This is a genomic window from Symploca atlantica LB2515 (genome assembly GCF_052546295.1).
The window spans coordinates 1,050,187-1,065,504 of the sequence record NZ_JBQWMT010000001.1 but is presented as its reverse complement, the minus strand read 5'-3'; the positions used below and the strand labels follow the sequence as shown (position 1 = coordinate 1,065,504).

The window sequence follows — 15,318 nt, the reverse complement described above, 5'->3', positions numbered from 1 at the left end:
AAATTCTCAATCATCCTTCCTGGAACTATACAAGGCTGATTAGTTACAGTGGGCACCCTTGCTTAACATTCAGTTTCTGGCTGGTTGTTATCTTAGCTAAGCTGTTTGATGGGTATTTGAATGAGAAACTCTGTACCTTGTCCCGGCTCGCTTTGACAGTGTAGCTGTCCCTTGTGTTGTTCAAAGACAATTTGATAGCTAATGGATAATCCTAAGCCTGTACCAGTACCAACCGCTTTAGTGGTGAAGAATGGGTCAAAGATACGCTCCTTGACTTGTTCTGGCATTCCGGGGCCATTGTCACAAATACAGATTGCCACCTGTTGGTTGGGCAACACCTCGGTACGCACTCGAATCTCGCCGGGATTGGCTTTGATTTGGTCTAGCGTTAGGGTACGGTTATAGTCATCGATGGCATCAATAGCGTTTACTAGCAGATTCATAAATACTTGGTTGATTTGTCCTGCATAGCACTCCACTAAGGGCAAGTCACCGTATTCTTTAGTTACATAAATTTCATGATGCTTGCCGTTAGCCCGAAGACGGCTTTGCAGAATCATCAATGTACTATCAAGGCCTTCATGAATATCTACACCCTTCATCTCGCCTTCAGAACATCGGGAAAAGTTACGCAAGCTACGCACAATTTCACAAATACGCTCGGCCCCAACCTTCATTGAATCGAGGATTTTTGGCAAGTCTTCCATCAAAAAACCCAGTTCGATGGTTTCAATCTTTGACTGAACTTCTGGTTGGGGAGTGGGGTATGTTTGCTGATAGAGTTCAATTAGACTGAGCATGTCTTGAGTGTATTCGCTGGCGTAAGTTAGATTGGCGTAGATGAAATTAACGGGGTTGTTGATTTCGTGAGCTACTCCAGCAACTAGTTGTCCGAGGCTGGACATTTTTTCTCCCTGCACCAGTTGGGCTTGAGCTTTCTGGAGTTTTTGCAAGGTGTGCTTTAGTTGCTGTGCCTGTAAACTGGATCTTTTAGCCGCGATGCGAGTTTGCTCGTAGAGTTGCGCCTGTTGCAGAGCGATCGCTAATTGGTCAGCTACCTTGCAAATTAACTCCACTTCTGAATCTTGCCAATGGTAGGGGCCAACATCCATCACTAGGCACAAAGCACCCCATACTGAGGAGTCAAAGTGTAGTGGAACCAGCAACCAAGCGCCAGGGAAGTTTCGAGCAAAGCTTTTATTAGTTTTGTCTTCCAGAAGATTGGTGTCGTCAATCTTGACAACTTCTAAGCGTTTGAGTTTCTCAGCAATCGGATTATTTTGATCAGGGATTTCTACACCTAAACCAACTGGTGAGGTTTTTTTGCAGGATTCGGCAACGTTGACCCAAAGCCTCTCTTCTGGCAAGAATTGTACAATTTGAGCACGGTCTACTGGCAGTACTTTCTCTATCTCATGGGTAGCTGTGGAAAAAATTGTCGGTAAGTCGAGAGAGCAACGAATTGACTGAATCAGTTGATTAATGATCTGCTCTCTTTTAGCTTGATGCTGAGCCTGCTCGTAAAGTTGGCTTTGCTGAATAGCGATCGCTATTTGATCGACGAGTGCACGGACTAATTCTACTTCTGATTCTTGCCAGTGATAGGGGTGAGTATCTCTCCCTAAAGTGATGCTTCCCCAGACTTGAGAGCCGAAATGCAGCGGCACTAGTAGCCAAGATCCTGGAAAAGTCTGAGCTAACTCTCGATTAATCTCGTCTTCACAAGTATTGCTATCGTTAATTTTGACAATTTCTAAACGTTTAATTTTTTCGGCAATCGGATTATTTTGATCAGGAATTTCTCTGCCTAGTGCTTTCGGTGAGTCTGGGTTTTTCGCGTATTCTGATACATGTAACCACCGTCTTTTTTCGGGTAAGTATTGCACAATCAGAGCGCGGTCTAATTGCAGTAGTTCGCCAATTTGTTGGACGGCTGTGGAAAAAATCGTATTTAAATCTAAAGAAGAGCGGATTGCTTGAGTGACCTGATTGAAAGCCTGCTCTCGCTGAGCCTGGGATTTGGCTTGTTCGTATAGCTGGCTTTGCTGAATCGCGATCGCGGCTTGGGAGGCTAAGGAACAGAACAAATCAACCTCAAATTGCTGCCATTGCCTAGGTTCACCACAGTGATGAGCAATCAGCAATCCCCATAACTGATTTTGGCTGTTGGCTTCTAGATTGTGGATGCTTTGCTCTCTTTTGACAATCGGCACCACTAAGTTAGCTCGTACTTGAAATCTTTCTAATAAATCTTTGTGGCAGTCGCTGATATTTGCTGTTCGGATATCTTCGATTATCCCGACTCGACCTTGCTGGTAGGGCAAAACATAAGCTTCTTCAAAACAATGGTCATGAATATTGTTACCTCGGATAGAGGGCCAATCCTGATTGACTGATTCCACTACTACAGTGCCACTCCAGTCTGGCTCAAAGCAAAAAATAATCACCCGATCTGTCTGAAGCACCTGGCGGACTTCTACCACGGTACGCTCTAGAATTTCATCTAAGTTCAACGATTGGCGAATGCGTTGAGTAATTGCCCCGATTAGCTTCTCTTTGACTAACATCTGGCGCAGTTCAGCTTCCGCCTGTTGACGTTGTACAATCTCCGATTGTGCTTGCTGATAAAGTTCCGACTGCTGGATGGCGATTGCTGTTTGGGTGGAGAGGTTCTTGAGTAACTCAATTTCCCACTCCTGCCACTGCCTAGTTTCCTGACACTGCTGAGCTACTAACAACCCCCACAATTGCTGCTCGTGTACAATTGGTACTACTAAGTTGGCTTTGACCTGAAACTGAGTTAGCAAATCGACGTGGCATTTAGTCAAACCGGCTGCGTAGACATCTTCTATAGCCTGAACTCTGCCCTGTTGATAAAGCTCGATATAGCTTTCGGCAAAGTAACGGTCGTTGATGGGGGTTCCGGCAATTGGTCTAAACTCAGAGTTGACTGATTCAACGACGACAACCCCACTGCCATCGGTATCGAGGCGGAAAATAACAACTCGATCGCAAGCGAGAAACTGTCGGACTTCAATCACTGTGGTATTGAGAATCACCTCTAGGTTTAGGGACTGATGAATGCGTCTGGCGATTGATCCTACCAACTGCTTTCTGAGGAATTGTTGTTGAAAAGCTTCTTCCGCCTGCTGGCGCTTGCTGATTTCTTCCTGTAGCTGCTGATTTGCCCTGGTAAGTTCTGCCGTGCGCTGTGCTACCCGACACTCTAGGTGATGACGGTATTGACTCAATTCCTGCTCTGCTTGGTGCCGTTCGGTGATATCACGGCAGCTATAAAGTACTGTACCTTCCTTGATAGCAACGCGCTTAACATTGACTAGTAAAGTGTGGGTTTTGCCCGTCTTGTCAGTAATCTCTCGCTCAATATTGGGAATTTCCCCCCGGATTGCCAACTCTTGCCAATCAAAGAAAGATTCTCCTAGAAGTTGGGCAATATTGCCCATTTCCTGAACTTCTGGCAAAGAGTAGCCAAAAATTATGTCTACATTTGGGCAAATAAAAGTAAATTTACCAAGATAATTAGTAATAAATACTGTATCGGAAATATTACTAAGGGTATTCCGATGTAGTTCTTCTGATTCTCTTAGTGTCTGCTCCATTTGTTTGGCAGCAGTAATATCTTCACAAACTAGATTGATTAGGGGATTTGTTTCTGTTCCTGGGACTAAACAAGCAGTTGCTTTTACCCAAATTTGATTGCCTTGTTTGCCAATTAAACGAGCTTCCCATTGGCTAATCTGAGTTGGCTGTTGTTGCAGTAAACTTAACTGGATTTGGCAGCTATTTTGGTCTTTTCGATCAAACAGTGATCTGACTGGCTGTTGACATAATTGATTGACTTCGTAACCAAGATAGGCGGCACCGAACTCACTGACGGAAAGCACTACACCTGTCTCTGCAAGTGTGAAGTAAATGCAGGGTATATTGTCCTGTACTTCTTTAATTAATCTGATGTCTTCCCTGTTACTTTTGAGGTAGTTACAGGTTTCCCGTTGGTTACTTTTATGGTTACATTTAGTTTTTTCTTGAGAGCAGTTTTGTCCGTTTTGGTAGAGTTTATTGTGGTTCACTTTATCTAATCTAAACCCTTAAATAGAGCATTTGACTTTCAGAGTTAGAGAGATTTATTTGTTTGTTTAATCAGAACTAACTTTACCAACAAAAATCGTAGCTTCCAACGAAAACTTATCTCATTTAAGCCCAAAATGTTGACAGAATACTCTCTTTTTAGCAAGCTTTAAGGAATCTTTTTATTTACTTTTATTTATTATTTTAGCTGTCTGGGAATTGCTCCCACTCCTTTCGTCGCTCTTCCCAGCAACGAGCTGTTTTTGAGAGCCTAAACTTTTATATTGTATACAGTTAAACATTATTTGGAGTTATTTTTCATCAAAATTAATATTACGGTAGTAGTCATCCTCAATGATTGATAAGAAAAATTAACTATCAATAGACACAAATGAACAAGGGAGAGAAGAAGCAGTTCTCACTCTTGATCTCCGATAGTTCTGGTGCCATCAAAGATAACTAGTTGAAGACCGATAGTAAATATTGCCAGCAAGTTTGGCTAATATCTGGTTAGCAATAGTTTATGAGTAAATGAAAGAGTCATTGGAGGGCTAGAGCAAAACATTGGTAAATAACTCCAGAATTGATAGGTTCTTGGAATGTTAACGCTTTGCTCCTAAGAATCAAGGCTTATTTAGGCAGCAACAGGTTCTGAAGTAGCCTCTGGTGAGCCTTCATCTGGTATTTCCGTCGGTGCGCCGTCTTGCACTAGTAAGCGCGTTTTTCCGCCCTTTTTTCTGAGTTCAGTAATCATTGCGATTAAGGCATTAACTTTACGCGATCGCCATTCATCGATTAGCCTTGGCACAACATCAGCTCTCAGGTGACCCTCTACTGCCTCCAGCAGATAAGCGGCGCGTCTTGTTTGATCAGAACCAATAAGCAGGTATGAAGCTTACGGTTGTCATCTTAACGTGGTTTCCTGAGGAGAGATAATTATCAGTAACTAAGTTTACGTCCCTGCAATTGTTATTCTGAATCTACAGTTAAGAGAATCTCAAGTAAGAAGGACAACTTTTGTCTGATTAGCTAGGTTTGCACTTCCTGGAGTTCCTAGTCAGATAAAATTCTTTTCGAGTAAGCTAATCAGCCCAAACAACAAGATAGAAACTCGTAGCCCATTTACCCCGTAACGCTGCCATGAAAGTAAAACAGACAATCCTTGCCGCTATTGTCCTGCTGAGTGCAATTAACACTATAGAACCGGCTAAAGCAGAGAACTGGCAACATATCCAACAGCTACTTTCTACTAAAGATTGTCAGCAGTGTGACCTCAAGGGTACTGGTTTATTTATGGCTGACTTGGTTGGGGCTCAACTCAGCGGGGCAGACTTAAGTCGTGCTAACCTCAGTCGTGCTAACTTATCAGGGGCTGACCTTAGTGGTGCCAACCTCAGTGGCACTTCTCTCAATGGTGCTAACCTCAGTGGAGCTAATCTTAGTGGTGCCAACCTTAGTGGTACTGACCTCAGAGACGCTTTCCTTGTAGAGGCTAAATTATTTGGTGTTAGTCTGGACACTGCTTATGTCCAAGGGGCAATAGGCATTCCCCAGTACGCCGGAACTCCTGAAGACTTTTACGCTTGGGGTGTTGTGGAGGCGAGAAAAGGTAACTATAAAGTTGCTATTGAGAATTTCGATAAGGTACTAAACCTCAAGCCTGAGTTTGCTCCAGCTTGGCTGGGTCGCGGAGTCTCTCGTTATCGGCAAGGAGACGAAGCAGGAGCCATCCAGGATGCTGAAGTAGCCAGTGAACTCTTTAACGAACAAGGCAATACAGAAGGCTACCAAGCGACGCAGAACCTGCTGCAAGAAATAGAAATTGTCCGCAATCCTCCCGAAGTCCAACAAGGCTCATCTCTAGGGAGAGCGCTAGTCTCAATCGGCGCAGTTTTATTCCGGGTGATTTCTCTGTTTTGATGGTACTACTATCTTGAGAGTCAAAACAGTAAACAATTTCACTGGTATTGGCAGTTTTTTAGACAAAATACAGGAATTAAGCCCTAACCGATCACTATAAGCTTGCTAGGATCAAGATGATAACCGTTGTTAACATTGGGTATGTCATCAACCTCAACTCCCCTACCAGACTCCTTAGCCCGCATTGTCGAACGATTTAAGCGGCGAACAGATCCAAAGCAGCGTTATGCACAACTGCTTTGGTATGCCAAGAAACTCAAAGAAATGCCAGAAGAGGATAAAGTTCCAGAAAACAAAGTACCTGGTTGTGTTTCTCAGGTCTTTATGACTGCCAACCTGGAAGACGGTAAAGTTTGGTACAAAGGGGATTCCGATGCTCAGCTAGTTAAAGGGTTAGTTGCGCTGCTCATTGAGGGACTAAATGGGTTAACCCCTGAAGAAATTTTGCAAGTTTCTCCTGACTTTATCCAAGAAACTGGTCTGAATGTTAGCTTGACCCCTTCTCGTGCCAATGGCTTTTACAATATTTTTCAGACTATGAAGAAAAAAGCACTGGGCTACAAATTAGCAGCATCTTCTTAAGGGTTCAGCTCGATTTGTACTGAGAGCAATCATCATAAAACAGATAATGAATAAACTTCTACTTCTTGATAGTCAGACTCTAGAATAACCAATTATCCCCGTCCCTTTAGGGCTGGGGAGTAAACGGAACTCCAGTCATTTTTACTTATTAATGATTCCTAGGAACGGGATTGAAATCTAACTCTTTCAGTTCCCACTCAGCACAGCCGCAGATTCCAGCACTCTCTCCAAAGCTTGCTGTACTACTTCAGAACCAGCACCTGGAATACAAGATTTTTCAGTCAGATATCTTTTCCAGGCTCTACTCCCCGGCTGCCCAGAAAATAACTGCAACATGTGGCGAGTAATTTTATTCAGCTTAATACCCCTTGCCACCCACTGATCAATATAAGACAACATTCCTTGAGCCACCTGATGACGAGTTGGTGCAATCGCCTCCTCACCGAAAAACTCATAATCGGCAGTAGCAAACAAAAAAGGATAATCGTAAGCAGCACGCCCAATCATCACCGCATCGACAAAGCTTAACTGTTCCCGCACCTGCTCTAAACTAGTCAATCCCCCATTAATTTCAATCAATAAATTAGGAAACTCCCCCTTCAGACGATGCACGTCTTCGTAACGCAAAGGCGGAATATCACGATTATCCTTCGGGCTCAAACCCTGTAACCAAGCCTTGCGAGCATGTACACTAAAGTGCCGACAACCAGCCTCAGAGACAATGCGCACAAAATTAGCCATGTCCTCATAGCGGTCAAGTTCATCGATGCCAATGCGGTGCTTAACAGTGACGGGAATATCCACCGCTTCCAGCATTGCCGAAACAGCACGCGCCACCCGTTCCGGTTGTGCCATCAGACAAGCACCGAAATTGCCATTTTGCACGCGGCTACTGGGACAACCGACATTGAGATTAATTTCGTCGTAGCCCATCTCCTGAGCAATACGCGCACATTTAGCCAGTTCTACTGGTTCGTCACCACCAACTTGGAGAGCAAGAGGTTTTTCTTCCCTAGAGAAGCCCAAGAGGTGTTCGCGATCGCCGTGGAGAATTGCTGCACTAGTGACCATCTCGGTATAGAGTAAGGTGCGGCGAGTAATTTGCCGCATAAAATACCGAAAATGGCGATCCGTGCGATCCATCATCGGCGCAATACTCAACGGGTAAGCGCTGTTACTCACTCTTGGTTCGGCAGAAAACAAATTGGGCAAAACGGCAGTACTCAAATCAGTCATGGGCTACAGTGGGGCTGCACAATTAGGGGATGATATCAAGGACAAGGGGCAGAGTAATTGCCGAAAAGCCCCAATCATCCTGCCACAAGACAAGGCTGTGACAACATATCCAGGTTAACTGCTCTGTTGTGGTGACGGTGGGGCAACCTCCAGTGAGGCATCCCAGAAATAAATACGCTGGCAATATTGAGCTGTACTTGAACACTGGGCCTCTATGGAGATATTACTAGTACTTGTGACATCTAATGACACAGAAGCTTCTTCTCCAGGAGAGATGGTGCGAGTCTCGGCTTTTACCCCATCTAGATAAACATTAACAGCCACTGAAGAACTCCCCTGATCATTGTCACGCATGCCAAACCCTAACTGCAGCTTTTGAAAGGTGACGTTCCCTTTATTGGGCTGAATTTGACAGGTTATTGAGGCCGATCTATCGCCTGGCCCCATATACATCCGGGACTGGTAAAAGGCTCTGCCTACAGAAACATTTTGATTTTGACCAGCCCAGTTACCGATTCCTGAATTAGCACAAGGGAGTCTTAGCAGAAATACCTTCGGCGGTGCTTCCTGGGCAATTTGTTTGGCTTGGGGAGCTAAAGCGAGGCATAGTATTGCACCGATAATGACTTTGTTAATCAACTTGATTTTTTGCATTGAGAGACAGCTAACAACAACGGGCGTCAAGTAAATCATGCCACCTAAATGTAGGTTAGACGGTAGGCAATTCCCTTGGGGGTATAAATTTAGCTATTTGAGTATCTATTTGAGGGGGTTTGGGGGAGCGATAAGCATGTCCTTGAACGAAGTGAAGGATACCCGCGCTATATTCTTTGAATTAGCGACGGGAGGAGCTCACGTAGATTGCCTGGGGATGATGCCTTGGTCAAACACACGGTTATCAGTACCGATTCCTTTAATCACCAGATGATCGTGGTACAGTTCATAGGCAGCAAAACTCAGCCGTCCAGCAGAATACTCAGTCCAAGCAGAGCGCCCCGCAGTACGAGTACCAGCCCCAGCACCACAAATCAGGTAAGCTGTGCCGTTAATGGGGCGAGTCCGTTCATAAACGTGGTCATGACCATTGATATAGAGTTGAACTCTATACTTTTGAAATAGAGGTGTCAGCTTGTCAATTAATGCTTGATTAATTCCATAGTGGGCTGATGAGTAAATTTGATGGTGTCCAAATACCACTTTCCAAGGTGCATCACTGCTTGCCAGTTCCGCTTCTAGCCAAGGTAACTGTAGCTGCCAGTCTTGATTATCATTAGTGTCGAGGGCAAAAAATTGCACCTCCCCACGGCGAAAGCTATAGTAACGCCCTTGCATATTAAAGCCGGGATAACTGACTTGGGCATCACCATTATTTGTACGGATGTCATGGTTACCGAGGCAAGCTTGAAATTTGACTCCCTGTTGTAATAAAACTTGATAGGGTTGCTCAAAGACTGCCCCAATCTTTTCAATCTCGCCGTTGTTATAAATATTGTCCCCAGCCAAGATCACTAAGTCGTAGGGGTTTAGTTGATGATAGGCGCTCATTGCCTTAGCTACTGCATATTGACCCTCTGCACCTGTACCTGTATCAGCGACAGAGACAAAGCGCAATAGAGGCTTTTCTGCCCCTGGATTGTTGGGAACCTCTGTAGATCTGGCTGTTTCTAGGGCAAGGTTAGGAGAGTCTGTCGAGTTGAGATTATTACTCTGAGCAGTCTTTGAGTTGTACAATGCTTTGCCCAGAATAGCTAAACCGAAGCCACTGAGGGTACTTAAAACCAAAAAATTACGGCGTTTCAGGCTCATAGATATCTAGCAATCAAATTTTGACCGAGGACAGGTTCAGCAAAGGTGATAAATTTGAGCTATAGGTGCAGCTTCCCGTAAGAATCTAGCGCATGTCAACTAATTGCGCTGTCTGGGAGGGAAAAGCTACGAAGTGACTGATTTAAGAGATGCAGATCAAATGTCACCAGACCAACAACAGCCCCCAGAATCAGAAAAAGACGAGACACAAACACCGCCAACACCAGTAACGGCCGCCGAAACTGGCGATTCGGAGCAATGGTTGGAAACTACCAGTGAAACTGTTGAATCAACTGTAACCACAAAACTTCCCTTTCTCAAGGCTCAAACTGTTAAGGTACTCCGAGGCACCATCGGGCTACTAGAAGGTGTTGTGGAAAAGCTGGAGACAGAACCAGTCAGAGAGTTGCCCAGCAGGAGACTAGAACCAGAGTCTTTGAGTAGTACGAAAGAACCAGTTGTTACTGTGCCTGTCTCAGATACCCCCCAAGTAGCGCCAGTACCAGCAGCAGAAGAACTTGAGCAAAAATCAGCAAAACCACCCCACAAAGCGAAAGGAATTGACCGATTACTGCCTAGTTTTAAGGCTCTGCAGGCTTTCTGGAACGGCATATTAGATAAAGTCCGCTTACTATTGCCTGCTGCTTGGAATCAAAAGCTGTCTGATTGGGCTTTGACAGGTGCGATCACAACTGTTGTGGTAGCTGTTCTCCTAACTACAGTAGCACTGCTCCCAGAAACACCGTCTCAGATTGCCAAGGCTCCACCTCCTACTGAGACTATTGAGGCTCCACCGGAATTGGAGGCCCCAACAGCACCGCAACCCGTAGAACCGGAACTACCATCACCGCCACCACCGCTAGTGCTAACACCAGAACAAAGCTTGGTAGCAGCAGTGCAAAATCAAGTTGCAGAAATTACCGCTCAGTATGGTGAGGGGCTAATTCAGTCAATCCAAGCTAATTTTTTGACGAGCTTAATTACTGTTAAAGTTGGTGATGGTTGGTACGAACTTGAAGAGTCTGAGCAGAACGATTTAGCAGATAGTATACTGCTTCGGTCTCAAGAATTGGATTTTAGCAAGCTAGAAGTTACTGATTTGCAAGGGAATTTAATTGCCCGTAGTCCCGTTGTTGGCCCCCATATGGTAATTTTTAGACGTCAGGAATTGGCAGCAAATTTATAATGTTTTGCTCATTGGATAATCGAAACTTAACTTGTTTGGCTACTGTACATCCATCCCACTTTTCAATAATTTAGGAAAGAAATTATCCACAAATAGATACAGATGGACAAAAGATAAAATAGGCAGTTATCATCAAGATTCGCCTAGGATTGCTATCTCTACAAGCTCAGTCTACTGTACAAAATCAGAAGGAGAGTGAGCTCCGGAAATAGCTTGTTGATAAGCTTGAACCTGCTTGTCAATACCAGTAATTGCTGCGCCAACAACAACGGCATAAGCTCCCAACTTCAGAGCATCTTGAGCCATTTGGGGAGAAGCAATGCCGCCCTCACAAATTACTGGTACATCGAGTTTTTCTACTAGCTGAGCAAGTAACTCAAAACCAGGAGGCACTAAATGCTGGGTTTGACTGGTGTAACCGTAGAGAGTTGTACCCACTAAATCAGCGCCAGCAGCAGCAGCGGCGATCGCACTTTCAATTGTATCGACATCTGCCATTACCAATTTGCCTAGTTCTGTGTGAATTTGGCTGATCAGGGTTTCTACCTTTTCTCCCTCAGGACGTTCTCTTAAAGTAGCGTCAATGGCAATAATATCAGCACCGGCAGTTGCGATCGCACCAGCATGGTGAAATTGAGGAGTGATGTACACCTCGCATCCGGATAACTGCTGCTTCCATAAACCGATAATGGGAGTGGTGGGACATTGAAGACGCACTGCTTTGACATGACTAGGAGTATCAATCCGAACACCAGTTGCTCCCCGCAGTACCGCTGCTTGTGCCATGGCTGCCATGATCAAGGGGTCATGCAGAGGGGAGTCTGTAGGGGCTTGACAAGAGACAATTAAACGGTGATGTAAAGCTGGAATTGGGTTTTTGAGCATAAAGTTGAACTACTACTGAACCGGATGAACCTCTTTTGAGGCTCATGTCTCCCACCCTCCATGCCTGACTTTTCCAGAATCAGTTTATGCCATCAAAGCCGTCACGGTTTTTAATAATTTGACTGGTTCTATGGGTTTAGGTAGATAATTATCTACCATAATACTCAGCTCGTACTCTTGCTCTTCGGATGGTTCCTCAGCCGTCAATGCCAGGAGTTTAATTTGTTGTGTGGCAGATGAGTTACGCAGGTGGAGACTAAGTTCGTAACCGTCCATTCCTGGTAATTGCCAGTCGATAATTACTGCCTTGGGCTTGAGTAGTTCCACTTGTTCAATAGCAGTTGGCCCGTCAACTAGCCAGACAACTTGATACCCTGCTGCTGTGAGAATTTCGCAAATGAGGGTAGCACTATCTTCCTGTTCTTCTACCAAGACAATGGTTCCTTGAGGCTTGGTGTTGTTTTTCGGGATTCGTCTAGCTCTAGCAGGTGTTGTTGGTGTTGTTTCTTGATCTGGTAACCAAACCGTGAAAAAAGAACCCTCTCCGACCACAGATTCCACTTCAATTCTGCCTCCATGTAATTCTACCAGTTGTTTTGTCAAGGCCAAACCTAAACCAGTACCTTCGTAGTGACGTTGATACGGCGTTTCTAGTTGCCTAAATTTCTCAAATAATAGTGGTAACTGATCATCAGCAATACCGATACCCGTGTCTTCAATTTGAAAAACTGCCAAGTTTTTCTCTCGCCAAGCTCTGAAGGTGACTTTTCCACCTTCAGGAGTGAATTTGACAGCATTGCCCATTAAATTAAAGAGAATTTGCTTAACTCGGCGTTGATCGGCATGAAAAAGGTCTACTTCGGGGTTAATCCGCGAATCCGTTTTTAGGGTAACCCCCTGAAGGTAGGCTTTTTCCTTAAGGGTTCTGACAACCTGCTTCATCAGCTTGCTCAGGGAAAACTCGCTAATGCTCAACACTGCTTTGCCTGACTCGACTTGAGACAAGTCCAGAATGTCGTTGATTAGCTCTAGTAGATGTTCTCCACTTTCCTGAATGGTTTTTAGGTAGCGTCGTTGCTTGTGGAGAGGTATGGCTTTTTCTGATCCCTCTGCAAAAGACCAATGGGATAGGGTCGCCGATAGTCCAATGACGCAGGTAAGGGGTGTTCGTAATTCATGACTCATGGTTGCCAAAAATTCGCTTTTGGCTCTGTTTGCCGCTTGGGCCGCTTCCAGGGCGTCTCTGAGTTCTTGTGTACGCTCAATGACCCGCTGTTCAAGAGTATTTTTCTGCTGCTGTAACTGAGCGTATAACTGAGCATGGTAAACAGCGAAGGCAAGGTTCTCGGCAATCTGCTTGAGAAAAGTTTTTTCATTATCGCGCCACGGGTGTGGCTCAAGACATTGGTGGGCGATTAGTAGCCCCCATAATTTATTTTCCACGACAATTGGCGATACTAAAATTGCACGTACATTGAGGTTTTCTAGTAGTGACTGAGAGCAAGGAGAAGGAGCCGCCGCATAGGCTATTTCCAGGTCATCAATGGCGTAACTCAGCCCTTGATTATATTTCTCTATACACTCTGATGTGTGGGTAAAGCATTCATCTTGCTCGTTAAAATTCAGTACTGACGGTATAGCCTCAGAAGCTCTAGCTTCGTAGGTAACGAAGCCATGACCTAGTTCAGATTTAAGATTTTTTTTGTAATTTTTTTTCTTGACTACTGCCGAGGAAGTAGTCTCCTTGATATCGGCACAAGTGGAATTGAGACCAAATTGATAAATCAGCAACCTGTCTACTTTAAGAAAATGTTGTACCTGCTCAACAGCTGTTTTGAGGATGACTTTTAAATCGAGGCTTTGACGGATTTGGGTCGTAACCTGATTTAGTAGCCGCTCCTGTTCAACTTGTTGTCGCAGTTCATCCTCTGCTGGTTGACTGGCAGAAACTTGACGATAAGTTGGGTCTGGAGGGAAGCTGCTCACCATTATTAAAAGTCCCGAGCTTGTGGCATACTTCCAACCATTTTGTAAAAGCTAGCAATTATCCTGGTCTTGGCTTCAATTTTAACTTGTAAGTGAAAATAAAAATCTGGCTAAGTATTTAAGAAAAATCACCCGGACTGTACTAAAGAGACATTTAATGTTTACTTTTGTTTTGACCAATCCCAGACACGGAAGCGTCTGAAGGTCGTGATCTCCCCTGAATAACCTTTTACGGTTCTAGAAAAATGGTTACAAAAATTTATTGCTTGATAATTATTTTCCTACTTTGTGGGAAATTGTAACAAATTCCTCTTCTAATTGATAGCATAAAACATAGTGATTAAGCTTATAAAAATGTTAAAAATGATACGGGATTTACGAGCTGTCTAAAGTGCTTGACTATTAATCTTGATGATCAGGCAACACAACCTGGCAAAGCAGAAGATGGAACACTCAATTCGTAATATATTCTTTAACTTTCGTCGGAAAAGTTTGCCTCTCCAATAACAGAGGTATTGTTAACACTAAACAGATACAAATAACTCTGTGGCTACTTACCAGGTAGCCCCACACCCTTAGAGGGGAGAGAGGCTAATCTGAGGGGAATCCCTAACTATATCTATATCCAGTAGTAGTCGATAGTTTCCCTCAATGGTTTTTTTTCTTAAGATTTGGGGTTAAGCCCTTGAAGAGTTGCCTCAAGTTGCCCTATTTTAGCTAGCGCTTTTTCCAGTACTAATTTCTGCTGTTCGATAAGTTGCTGTTGTTCTTTGATAGCTTCCACCAGGAGAGGCGTCAAGCGTGAATAGTCAAGAAATTTGTAACCTTCCGAGTTAGTAAAAACCACCTCTGGACAGAGAGTTTCTACTTCCTGACCAATGAAGCCGATTTGTGACTCTTCATCAAGTTGTTGTTCGAGAAATACTTCTGGCTTCCACTGATAGCGCACGCCTTGCATGGCCAGAACCGTCTCAAGAGCATCTCTGAGGGGAGTAATATCTTGCTTGTAGCGTAAGTCAGAAGCTGAACTGACGTTAGCAATTGTCTGACCTTGAATTCTTACCCCACCTGTATAGTCATTGTTAAAGTTAACAACTAGCTCATCATTAATGTAGTGTACCAGAGCACGCTTGGTTGTTTTACCCCCCTGAGGTCGTCCATCATTAAGACCAATACTGAGATCAGAACCAAAACTAGCAGAACCGCGTACGTCTAGTTTGAAGGCAGGAATCGTGGTGCCAATACCGATGTTGCCACCACTTTTAATAAACAACCTACTATCAGCTACATCGGTTTCTCCAAAGTTTAAACCCAAATTATTTCCCCCCAAATTTTGATTAATATGCCACTTTGGGGTTCCTTGGGGATCTTCAAAGCTAATTAATTCTTGCCCAGTGCCTTGGGCGCGAATTCCTAAAGGGCTTATCGGATTTGCTGCACCGATACCCACACCATTATGACCTGACTGCATAATGCTCTTGGTGCCTACTGTTAACCATAAATCTGTCATGGGAAAATCTCCTTTTTGCAATAACATAGGGAAGCTTGGGACAGCTTACTAAAAAATCTGCAACCTTGCCTCGAATAGAGATTAGAATTCTGGTCAGTGCTGCATCCTGAAGATCACC

The 15,318-nt window shown here is 44.2% G+C and carries 11 protein-coding genes; 3 read left to right on the top strand and 8 right to left on the bottom strand.

Annotated elements, in window-relative coordinates; all coding sequences use genetic code 11:
* Positions 1–92: 92 nt before the first annotated feature.
* Together ACT7WV_RS04525 and ACT7WV_RS04520 are read right to left on the bottom strand one after the other, a co-directional pair.
* Positions 93–4,091: a GAF domain-containing protein gene (locus ACT7WV_RS04525; RefSeq protein ID WP_445101757.1), complete on the bottom strand. Its 3,999-nt coding sequence runs from the start codon at positions 4,089–4,091 to the stop codon at positions 93–95.
* Between the two features lie 632 nt (positions 4,092–4,723).
* Complete coding sequence (locus ACT7WV_RS04520) at positions 4,724–4,897, bottom strand: hypothetical protein (RefSeq protein WP_445101756.1); 174 nt, start codon at positions 4,895–4,897, stop codon at positions 4,724–4,726.
* A gap of 332 nt (positions 4,898–5,229) precedes the next feature.
* On the opposite strand from ACT7WV_RS04520, the gene ACT7WV_RS04515 reads away from it, so the two are divergent.
* Both ACT7WV_RS04515 and ACT7WV_RS04510 read left to right on the top strand, forming a co-directional pair.
* The gene (locus ACT7WV_RS04515; RefSeq protein ID WP_445101755.1) at positions 5,230–6,009 is read left to right on the top strand and encodes a pentapeptide repeat-containing protein; all 780 of its coding nucleotides are present in this window, start codon (positions 5,230–5,232) and stop codon (positions 6,007–6,009) included.
* 141 nt (positions 6,010–6,150) lie between these two features.
* Complete coding sequence (locus tag ACT7WV_RS04510; protein ID WP_445101754.1) at positions 6,151–6,591, top strand: SufE family protein; 441 nt, start codon at positions 6,151–6,153, stop codon at positions 6,589–6,591.
* Between the two features lie 186 nt (positions 6,592–6,777).
* On the opposite strand, the gene dusA is transcribed toward ACT7WV_RS04510, so the two are convergent.
* The 3 genes from dusA to ACT7WV_RS04495 form a co-directional block, all read right to left on the bottom strand.
* Positions 6,778–7,827, bottom strand: coding sequence for a tRNA dihydrouridine(20/20a) synthase DusA (gene dusA / locus ACT7WV_RS04505; RefSeq protein WP_445101753.1), 1,050 nt, complete (start codon positions 7,825–7,827; stop codon positions 6,778–6,780).
* 114 nt (positions 7,828–7,941) lie between these two features.
* Positions 7,942–8,481 (bottom strand): hypothetical protein, encoded by a 540-nt coding sequence (locus ACT7WV_RS04500; protein WP_445101752.1) that lies wholly within the window; start codon positions 8,479–8,481, stop codon positions 7,942–7,944.
* Positions 8,482–8,679: 198 nt separating this feature from the next.
* A complete protein-coding gene (locus tag ACT7WV_RS04495; protein WP_445101751.1) occupies positions 8,680–9,633 on the bottom strand; it encodes a metallophosphoesterase in 954 nt (317 codons plus the stop codon).
* A 133-nt stretch (positions 9,634–9,766) separates the two neighbouring features.
* Between ACT7WV_RS04495 and ACT7WV_RS04490 the strand changes: the two genes are divergently transcribed.
* Positions 9,767–10,819, top strand: coding sequence for a hypothetical protein (locus ACT7WV_RS04490; RefSeq protein WP_445101750.1), 1,053 nt, complete (start codon positions 9,767–9,769; stop codon positions 10,817–10,819).
* A 171-nt stretch (positions 10,820–10,990) separates the two neighbouring features.
* On the opposite strand, the gene ACT7WV_RS04485 is transcribed toward ACT7WV_RS04490, so the two are convergent.
* The 3 genes from ACT7WV_RS04485 to ACT7WV_RS04475 all read right to left on the bottom strand — a co-directional run bounded on the left by ACT7WV_RS04485 (position 10,991) and on the right by ACT7WV_RS04475 (position 15,200).
* Positions 10,991–11,704: an N-acetylmannosamine-6-phosphate 2-epimerase gene (locus tag ACT7WV_RS04485; protein WP_445101749.1), complete on the bottom strand. Its 714-nt coding sequence runs from the start codon at positions 11,702–11,704 to the stop codon at positions 10,991–10,993.
* 84 nt (positions 11,705–11,788) lie between these two features.
* Positions 11,789–13,693, bottom strand: coding sequence for a hybrid sensor histidine kinase/response regulator (locus ACT7WV_RS04480; protein ID WP_445101748.1), 1,905 nt, complete (start codon positions 13,691–13,693; stop codon positions 11,789–11,791).
* Positions 13,694–14,354: 661 nt separating this feature from the next.
* Positions 14,355–15,200 carry a tail fiber domain-containing protein gene (locus ACT7WV_RS04475; RefSeq protein ID WP_445101747.1) on the bottom strand — a complete coding sequence of 282 codons (846 nt, stop codon included), beginning with the start codon at positions 15,198–15,200 and terminating at the stop codon, positions 14,355–14,357.
* Positions 15,201–15,318 lie beyond the last annotated feature (118 nt).

Bases quoted from the DNA above. Each gene is read 5' to 3' on its own strand.
- ACT7WV_RS04500 (WP_445101752.1), bottom strand. From the start codon at position 8,481: ATGCAAAAAATCAAGTTGATTAACAAAGTCATTATCGGTGCAATACTA.
- ACT7WV_RS04475 (WP_445101747.1), bottom strand. From the start codon at position 15,200: ATGACAGATTTATGGTTAACAGTAGGCACCAAGAGCATTATGCAGTCA.
- ACT7WV_RS04510 (WP_445101754.1), top strand. From the start codon at position 6,151: ATGTCATCAACCTCAACTCCCCTACCAGACTCCTTAGCCCGCATTGTC.
- ACT7WV_RS04495 (WP_445101751.1), bottom strand. From the start codon at position 9,633: ATGAGCCTGAAACGCCGTAATTTTTTGGTTTTAAGTACCCTCAGTGGC.
- ACT7WV_RS04515 (WP_445101755.1), top strand. From the start codon at position 5,230: ATGAAAGTAAAACAGACAATCCTTGCCGCTATTGTCCTGCTGAGTGCA.
- ACT7WV_RS04485 (WP_445101749.1), bottom strand. From the start codon at position 11,704: ATGCTCAAAAACCCAATTCCAGCTTTACATCACCGTTTAATTGTCTCT.
- ACT7WV_RS04480 (WP_445101748.1), bottom strand. From the start codon at position 13,693: ATGGTGAGCAGCTTCCCTCCAGACCCAACTTATCGTCAAGTTTCTGCC.
- dusA (WP_445101753.1), bottom strand. From the start codon at position 7,827: ATGACTGATTTGAGTACTGCCGTTTTGCCCAATTTGTTTTCTGCCGAA.